Here is a 6970-nt window from a genome sequence, read left to right on the forward strand (position 1 = left end):
CGCGTCACGACCGCCCGCCGCGCCAGCGCCGCGTCCAGCGCCGCCCACGCCGCGTCCGTGCGCACGTGCAGCCGGTCGAGCCGGTTCGCCGTGCCGAGCGTCCACGGCCCGACCAGCACCGCCAGACCCAGCAGCACCAGGAACGTCGTCGCGACGCCGGAACTGGTCACGCCTCACCCACCCGGCGCGGGTCGGCCGCCATCGCGCTCTCGTAGACGCGCAGCACCTGCGCCGCCACCACCGACCAGTCGAACATCATCACCCGCTGCCGCGCCGCCTCCACGTAGTCCGCGCGCCGCACCGGGTCGGTCAGCAGGTCCCGCAACGCCGCGGCCAACGCCGCCGAGTCGCCGACCGGCGTCAGCACGCCCGCCTTGCCGTCGTCCAGCACGCGCCGGAACGCGTCGAGGTCGCTCGCCACCACCGCCGTGCCCGCCGACATCGCCTCGGTGAGGATGATCCCGAAGCTCTCGCCGCCGGTGTTGGGCGCGCAGTAGACGTCCACGCTGCGCAGCGCGCGCGCCTTGGTCTCGTCGTCCACCATGCCGAGGAACACCATCCGGGACGCCAGCTCCGGCCCCGCCTGCTTGCGCAGCTCGTCCTCGTCACCGCGCCCGACGATCAGCAGCCGCGCGTCCGGCAGGTCCAGCACGCGGAACGCGTCCAGCAGCACCGGCATGCCCTTGCGCGGCTCGGTGAACCGGCCGACGAACCCGACCGTGCCGCCGTCGCGCGGGTAGTCGGGCAGCGGCGCCGCGTGGGCGAAGAAGCCGACGTCCACGCCGTTGGGGATCTCCACCGCGTCACCGCCCAGGTGCTCGACCTGGACCCGTCGGGCGAGCGCGGACACCGCGATGCGAGCGGTGATCTTCTCCAGGAACGGCTGGAGCACCGCCTGGAACGCCGAGAGCATCTTCGAGCGCGGCGTGGACGTGTGGAACGTGGCCACGATCGGCCCGTCCGCCACCATCAGCGCCAACATCGACAACGACGGCGCGGTGGGCTCGTGCAGGTGCAGCACGTCGAAGTCGTGCTCCGCGATCCACCGCCGGACGCGCGTGAACGACACCGGCCCGAACGACAGCCGCGCCACCGACCCGTTGTACGGGATGCCGACCGCGCGGCCGGCGGACGTCACGAACTCCGGCACGGGCGTGTCGTCGTCGGCGGGCGCGAGCACCTCGACCTCGTGCCCGAGGCCGCGCAGGGCGTGCGCGAGGTCGACCACGTGCGCCTGCACGCCTCCGGGGACCTCGAAGGAGTACGGGCAGACGATCCCGACCTTCACACCGCGTCCCCTCGGCGGGCCAGCACCCGGCGCAGCGCCTTCTGCCTGCTCTCGGGCAGGTCCGCGAGCCACAACTGCTGCATCATGTGCCAGTCGGTGGGGTGCGCGGCGATGTCGGCGGCGAACACGTCGGCCATCTGCTGGGTCGCGGCGGGCACGCCGGCCGTGCCCGCGACGCGGATCGGCGGGTGCAGCCGGATGACCCACCCGTCCTCGGTGAACCACAGGCCGGCCGGGATCAGCGCCGCGCCGGTGGTCGCGGCCAGGTGCGCGGGGCCGGCGGGCATCATCGTGCGCTCGCCGAAGAACGTCACCGGCACACCGCCCGCGGTGAGGTCGCGGTCGGCGAGCAGGCACACGACCTTGTTGGCGCGCAGCCGATCCGCGAGCACCAGGGCCGGGTTGCGGTCGCCGCCGGTCAGCGGCACCACCTCGAAGCCGAGGCTCTCCCGGAAGGCGATGAACCGCTGGTACAGCGATTCGGGCTTGAGGCGTTCGGCGACCGTGGTGAACGTGCCGCAGTGCCCGACCAGCCAGACGCCCGCCATGTCCCAGTTCCCGCTGTGCGGCAGGGCGATCACCGCGCCGCGCCCCTCGGCCAGGGCCGCGTCCAGGTTCTCGACGCCGGTCATCGTCCGGTCGCACTCGGCGTAGGCGGCCTTCAGGTCGAGCGACGGCAGCCGGAACGCCTCCCGCCAGTACCGGGCGTACGACCGCACGGCCAGCCGGACCAGCTCGTCCAGCTCCGCCTCTCCCGCCTGCGGCACGACCCGGCGCAGGTTCGCCCGCAGCTGCCGGACGCCGCCACCGCCGCGCTTCGCGGCCCGGTCGGCGACCGCGTCGAACAGGGCGCGCGCCCACTTCTCCGGCAGGAGCCGCACCAGGCGCCAGCCCGCCGCGTAACCGAGGTCAGCCAGCCGTTCCTTCACGTCAGCCGTTCCCCCACGTCAGCCGTTCCTCCAGGTCAGGCGTCCCACCCGGTCGCGAGCCGCTCACGTCCCGAGCTCCTTCGCGGCGCGGCTCACGGCGAGGATGCGCTGCACCACCGTGATGGTCACCAGCGCCGCAAGCAGGTACAGCGCCACGGGCAGGACGTAGGGCACGCCGAGCCCGTGCAGGCCCACGCCGACCAGCGCGACGATGAACCGCTCGGCCCGTTCGGCGAGCCCGCCGTCGGCGGACAGCCCGGACGCCTCGGCGCGCGCCTTCACGTACGACGTGACCTGCGCGCCGACCAGCGACACCAGGGTCGCGGCGGCGAGGCCGTGCTCGTCCGCGCCGAACGCCCACCAGGCGATGGCGGCGAACAGCGCGCCGTCGGCGATGCGGTCGCAGCTGGCGTCGAGGACGGCGCCGAACTTCGTGCCGCCGCCCTGGGCCCGTGCCATCGCGCCGTCGATCAGGTCGAACAGCACGAACACGGTCACCAGGGCGGCGCCGGCGAACAGCTGCCCGCGCGGGATGAACCACAGGGACGCGGCGACGGAGCCGACGGTGCCCAGCACCGTGACGGCGTTCGGGGTGAGGCCGCGGCGCAGCAGCCACGCCCCGATCGGATCGGTGACGCGCGAAACCGACGCGCGGGCGAAGATGTTCAGCATGGGGTGGCGAGGCACCTACCGACGGGGACGAAGTGGTCCCCGGCAGCCTAACCGCCCAGCTCAGCCGAGCTTGCGGTGGTCCCTGGAGATCTGCTCCAGCAGGTCCTCCAGCTCCTCGCCGCGCACCGCGTGCCGTTCCAGCCTGCCGAACAGCGCCAGGTACTCGCGCACGTCGTGCGGGTCGGTGATGGTCGCGTTGCCGGTCAGCACGCTCAACGTCACCACGCGCTCGTCGTACACCTGGAACCCGTGCAACGCGACCATGTTCACGTCGACCGACCACGGCACGACGCCGAGCTGCACATTGGGTCTTCGGATGATCTGCGCGAGGTGGTCGATCTGGTCGCACATGAGGTCGGCGGACCCCATGCGCCAGCGCAGCGCGCTCTCGGCGAGCAGGAACACGAACCGCTTGTTGGGGTCGTCCATCCGCGCGCGGCGAGCACGCAGCGTGGCGATCGCGGTGTCCTGCTCGTGCGACGGCGTCGTGTTCAGCACGACGCGGAGGTAGTTCTCGCTCTGCAACAGCGCGGGCACACCCGCGTTCTGGAAGAAGCGGCTGGTGGTGGCGCGGGCCTCGATGCGGGCCACGGTCTGCTGGTGCCGGTGCGCCCCCCGGTGCAGCACCACGCGGCGGGTTTCCGCCTCCGCGTGCAGCTGGCGGGCCAACTCGACCAGCTCGACCCTGGTCTCCCTGGTCGCGGACAGCTCGGCGACCAGGCGCTCCACGTCGGTCACGGACGGGAGGAGCATGCCGTTCTCGATCTTCGACAGCTTGGACTGGCTCATCCCGGTGGCGCGCGCCGTGGCCGTTCCGGTCATCTTGGCCTCGGTGCGCAGCCTTCGTAACTCGCGCGAGAGCCGTTCTCGGGCCAGCCGCGAACGCTCAGGTGCGGTCATGCAACGCACGGTATCGACGCTCACCACTCTTGACGATCGGCCAGCAAGGTGTTGAGGGTCCCGCCGACGCCGGAGAGTAGTGATCTAGACCACGATCACGGCCATCTGCGGCGCACGTGCAGATGGCCGTGCATACGGGCTCAGCGACCGCCCCAGGCGTCGGACAGCAGCTGCCTCGTCTCGCCGAGCAACTGCGGCAGCACCTTGGTGTGGCCGATCACCGGCATGAAGTTGGCGTCGCCGCCCCAGCGCGGCACCACGTGCTGGTGCAGGTGCGCGGCGATGCCCGCGCCCGCCACGACGCCCTGGTTCATGCCGATGTTGAACCCGTGCGGGCTCGCCACGGCCCGGACCACCCGCATCGCCCGCTGCGTGAACGCGGCGAACTCGGCCACCTCGGCGTCCGTCAGGTCCGTGTAGTCCGGGACGTGCCGGTACGGCAGCACCATCAGGTGACCGGGGTTGTACGGGTACAGGTTGAGCACCGCGAACACGAGCTCGCCCCGCGCCACGATCAGGCCCTCGGCGTCGTCCAGCCCGATCACCCGGCAGAACGGGCAGCCCTCGGGCTCGTCGCCGACCGCCTTGCCCTCACCGCGCACGTACGAGAGGCGGTGCGGGGTCCAGAGGCGCTGCAACGCGTCCTGGACCCCCACACCGTCCTGCTCCTCGTACTGCTCGGTCACTGGACGAGTTCCGCCGTGGGCGAGGCGTTCTCGCGCCGCGCCACCCAGTCCACGATCGTCTCGACCGCGCGCTCCACCGACACGCCGTTGATCTGCGTGCCGTCGCGGAACCGGAACGACACCGCGCCCTGCTCCACGTCCTTGCCGCCGGCGAGCAGCATGAACGGCACCTTCTGCGTGGTGTGGTTGCGGATCTTCTTCTGCATCCGGTCGTCGGAGGCGTCCACCTCGACCCGGATGCCCTTGGCCTTGAGCTGCTTCGCGACCGCCAGCAGGTGGTCGACGTGCTCGTCGGCGATCGGGATGCCGACCACCTGCACGGGCGCCAGCCACGCCGGGAACGCGCCCGCGTAGTGCTCGGTCAGCACGCCGAAGAACCGCTCGATCGAGCCGAACAGCGCGCGGTGGATCATGACCGGGCGCTGCCGGGTGCCGTCCGGGCCGGTGTACTCCAGCTCGAACCGCTCGGGCAGGTTGAAGTCCACCTGGATGGTCGACATCTGCCAGGTGCGACCCAGCGCGTCCTTGGCCTGCACGGAGATCTTCGGCCCGTAGAACGCCGCGCCGCCCGGGTCGGGCACCAGGTCGAGCCCGGAGTCCTCGGCCGCGACGCGCAGCGCCTCGGTGGCCTGCTCCCACACCTCGTCGGAGCCGACGGACTTCTCCGGGTTGCGGGTCGACAGCTCCAGGTAGAAGTCGTCGAGGCCGTAGTCGCGCAGCAGCCCGAGCACGAAGGACAGCAGCGACTTCAGCTCGTCCTGGACCTGGTCGGGCGTGCAGAAGATGTGCGCGTCGTCCTGCGTCATGCCGCGCACGCGGGTCAGGCCGTGGATCACGCCGGACTTCTCGTACCGGTAGACCGAGCCGAACTCGAACATCCGCAGCGGCAGCTCGCGGTAGGACCGCCCGCGCGACTTGAAGATCAGGTCGTGGAACGGGCAGTTCATCGGCTTCAGGTAGTAGTCCTGGCCGGGCTTGCGCAGCTTGCCGTCGTCGTCGTACTCGGCGTCGAGGTGCATCGCCGGGTACATGCCGTCCTTGTACCAGTCGAGGTGGCCGGACGTCTCGAAGAGGTTGCCCTTGGTGATGTGCGGCGAGTAGACGAACTCGTAGTCCTCCTCGGCGTGCCGGGCGCGCGAGTAGTCCTCCATCGCCTTGCGGATGATGCCGCCCTTGGGGTGGAACACCGCCAGGCCGGAGCCGATCTCGTCCGGGAAGCTGAACAGGTCCAGCTCGACGCCGAGCTTGCGGTGGTCGCGCCGCTCGGCCTCGGCCAGCAGCTCCAGGTGCGCGTCCAGCGCCTCCTGCGACTCCCACGCGGTGCCGTAGATGCGCTGCAGCTGCGGGTTCTTCTCGTTGCCGCGCCAGTAGGCGGCGGCGACGCGGGTCAGCTTGAACGCCGGGATGTGCTTGGTCGTCGGCACGTGCGGGCCGCGGCACAGGTCGCCCCACACGCGCTCGCCGGAGCGCGGGTCGAGGTTGTCGTAGATCGTCAGCTCGCCGCCGCCGACCTCCATCACCTCGGCCGTGTCGACGTCGCTCTTGATGTCCACCAGTTCCAGCTTGAACGGCTCGGCGGCCAGCTCGGACTTCGCCGCGTCGACCGACTCGACCACGCGGCGGTTGAACCGCTGCGCGCCCTTGATGATCGACTTCATGCGCTTCTCCAGCGCCTGGAGGTCCTCGGGCGTGAACGGCTTGTCGACCTTGAAGTCGTAGTAGAAGCCGTCCTTGACCGGCGGGCCGATGCCCAGCTTGGCGTCGGGGAACTGCTGCTGCACGGCCTGCGCCAGCACGTGGGCCGCGGAGTGGCGGATGACGCTGCGGCCGTCCTCGGTGTCGGCGGCGACCGCTTCGACCTCGACGTCGACCTGCGGCGTCCACGACAGGTCGCGCAGGTGGCCCTCGGGGTCGCGCACGACCACGACGGCGTCCGAGCCCTTGCCCGGCAGCCCCGCCTCGCGCACCGCCGTCCCCGCGGTAGTCCCCGCCGGCACCACCACGCGCGGTGGGGCGAGAGCGGCTGCGGGACGTGGCTGGGACACGGTGACTCCTCGGATTGTGGTCGGTCCTGTGCCGGAGATGTTATCGGTGCTCACCGACTGGTTTTCGGGCGCACCGGATCGGCCGGCCGCCGACTCGCGGGGATCACCCGGTCGGGTCCGCTGCCGGGGCGGGGAGGACGTCCGCCGAGGTCACGCCGCGTGGCCACCGCGCTCACAGCTGACGTACAGCCGGCGATCAGGATCTCCTCAGGTAGGGGGCGCATGCTGGCCTCCACCAGCACCGGAGACCAGGAGTCGCGATGTCGGATCCGCACGAGCCGCCGCAGGGAAGTCCCCGTCCCCGGGCGGGCGGCACTCCCCCGCCGCCGACCGGGGAGCAGGCGGCCGGTCCACAGCCGTCCGTCGGCGACACCACTCCCATGCCGTCCCCGGCGCCCGACCCGTCCCCGGCCGCCACGACGCCGGCCGCGGGTCCGGCGTCCGATCCGG

At 71.8% G+C, this 6970-nt stretch carries 6 protein-coding genes and 2 pseudogenes; 1 reads left to right on the top strand and 7 read right to left on the bottom strand.

The genetic code is table 11. From position 1 onward, the window contains the following. The 7 genes and pseudogenes from ACFQ3T_RS32800 to thrS all read right to left on the bottom strand — a co-directional run. A pseudogene (locus ACFQ3T_RS32800) lies at positions 1-140 on the bottom strand (exopolyphosphatase); the annotation flags it as partial. Positions 141-166: 26 nt separating this feature from the next. Further along, the gene (locus tag ACFQ3T_RS32805) at positions 167-1288 is read right to left on the bottom strand and encodes a glycosyltransferase family 4 protein (protein ID WP_380729387.1); all 1122 of its coding nucleotides are present in this window, start codon (positions 1286-1288) and stop codon (positions 167-169) included. Beyond that, the gene (locus ACFQ3T_RS32810) at positions 1285-2217 is read right to left on the bottom strand and encodes a phosphatidylinositol mannoside acyltransferase (RefSeq protein ID WP_380729389.1); all 933 of its coding nucleotides are present in this window, start codon (positions 2215-2217) and stop codon (positions 1285-1287) included. The genes ACFQ3T_RS32805 and ACFQ3T_RS32810 overlap by 4 nt, the downstream gene beginning before the upstream one ends. Positions 2218-2280: 63 nt before the next feature. Next, on the bottom strand, positions 2281-2889 hold the full coding sequence (gene pgsA / locus ACFQ3T_RS32815; RefSeq protein WP_380729391.1) for a phosphatidylinositol phosphate synthase: 609 nt from the start codon (positions 2887-2889) through the stop codon (positions 2281-2283). Positions 2890-2949: 60 nt separating this feature from the next. Continuing rightward, positions 2950-3789 carry a helix-turn-helix domain-containing protein gene (locus ACFQ3T_RS32820; RefSeq protein ID WP_380729392.1) on the bottom strand — a complete coding sequence of 280 codons (840 nt, stop codon included), beginning with the start codon at positions 3787-3789 and terminating at the stop codon, positions 2950-2952. Positions 3790-3929: 140 nt separating this feature from the next. After that, positions 3930-4475 (bottom strand): HIT family protein, encoded by a 546-nt coding sequence (locus ACFQ3T_RS32825; protein ID WP_380729394.1) that lies wholly within the window; start codon positions 4473-4475, stop codon positions 3930-3932. Next, positions 4472-6520, bottom strand: coding sequence for a threonine--tRNA ligase (thrS, locus tag ACFQ3T_RS32830; RefSeq protein ID WP_380729397.1), 2049 nt, complete (start codon positions 6518-6520; stop codon positions 4472-4474). The genes ACFQ3T_RS32825 and thrS overlap by 4 nt, the downstream gene beginning before the upstream one ends. 260 nt (positions 6521-6780) lie before the next feature. On the opposite strand from thrS, the pseudogene ACFQ3T_RS32835 reads away from it, so the two are divergent. Then, positions 6781-6970 (top strand): annotated as a pseudogene (locus ACFQ3T_RS32835) (hypothetical protein); the annotation flags it as partial.

Source organism: Saccharothrix hoggarensis, assembly GCF_042678885.1.
In the GTDB taxonomy this organism is placed as follows: domain Bacteria; phylum Actinomycetota; class Actinomycetes; order Mycobacteriales; family Pseudonocardiaceae; genus Actinosynnema; species Actinosynnema hoggarensis.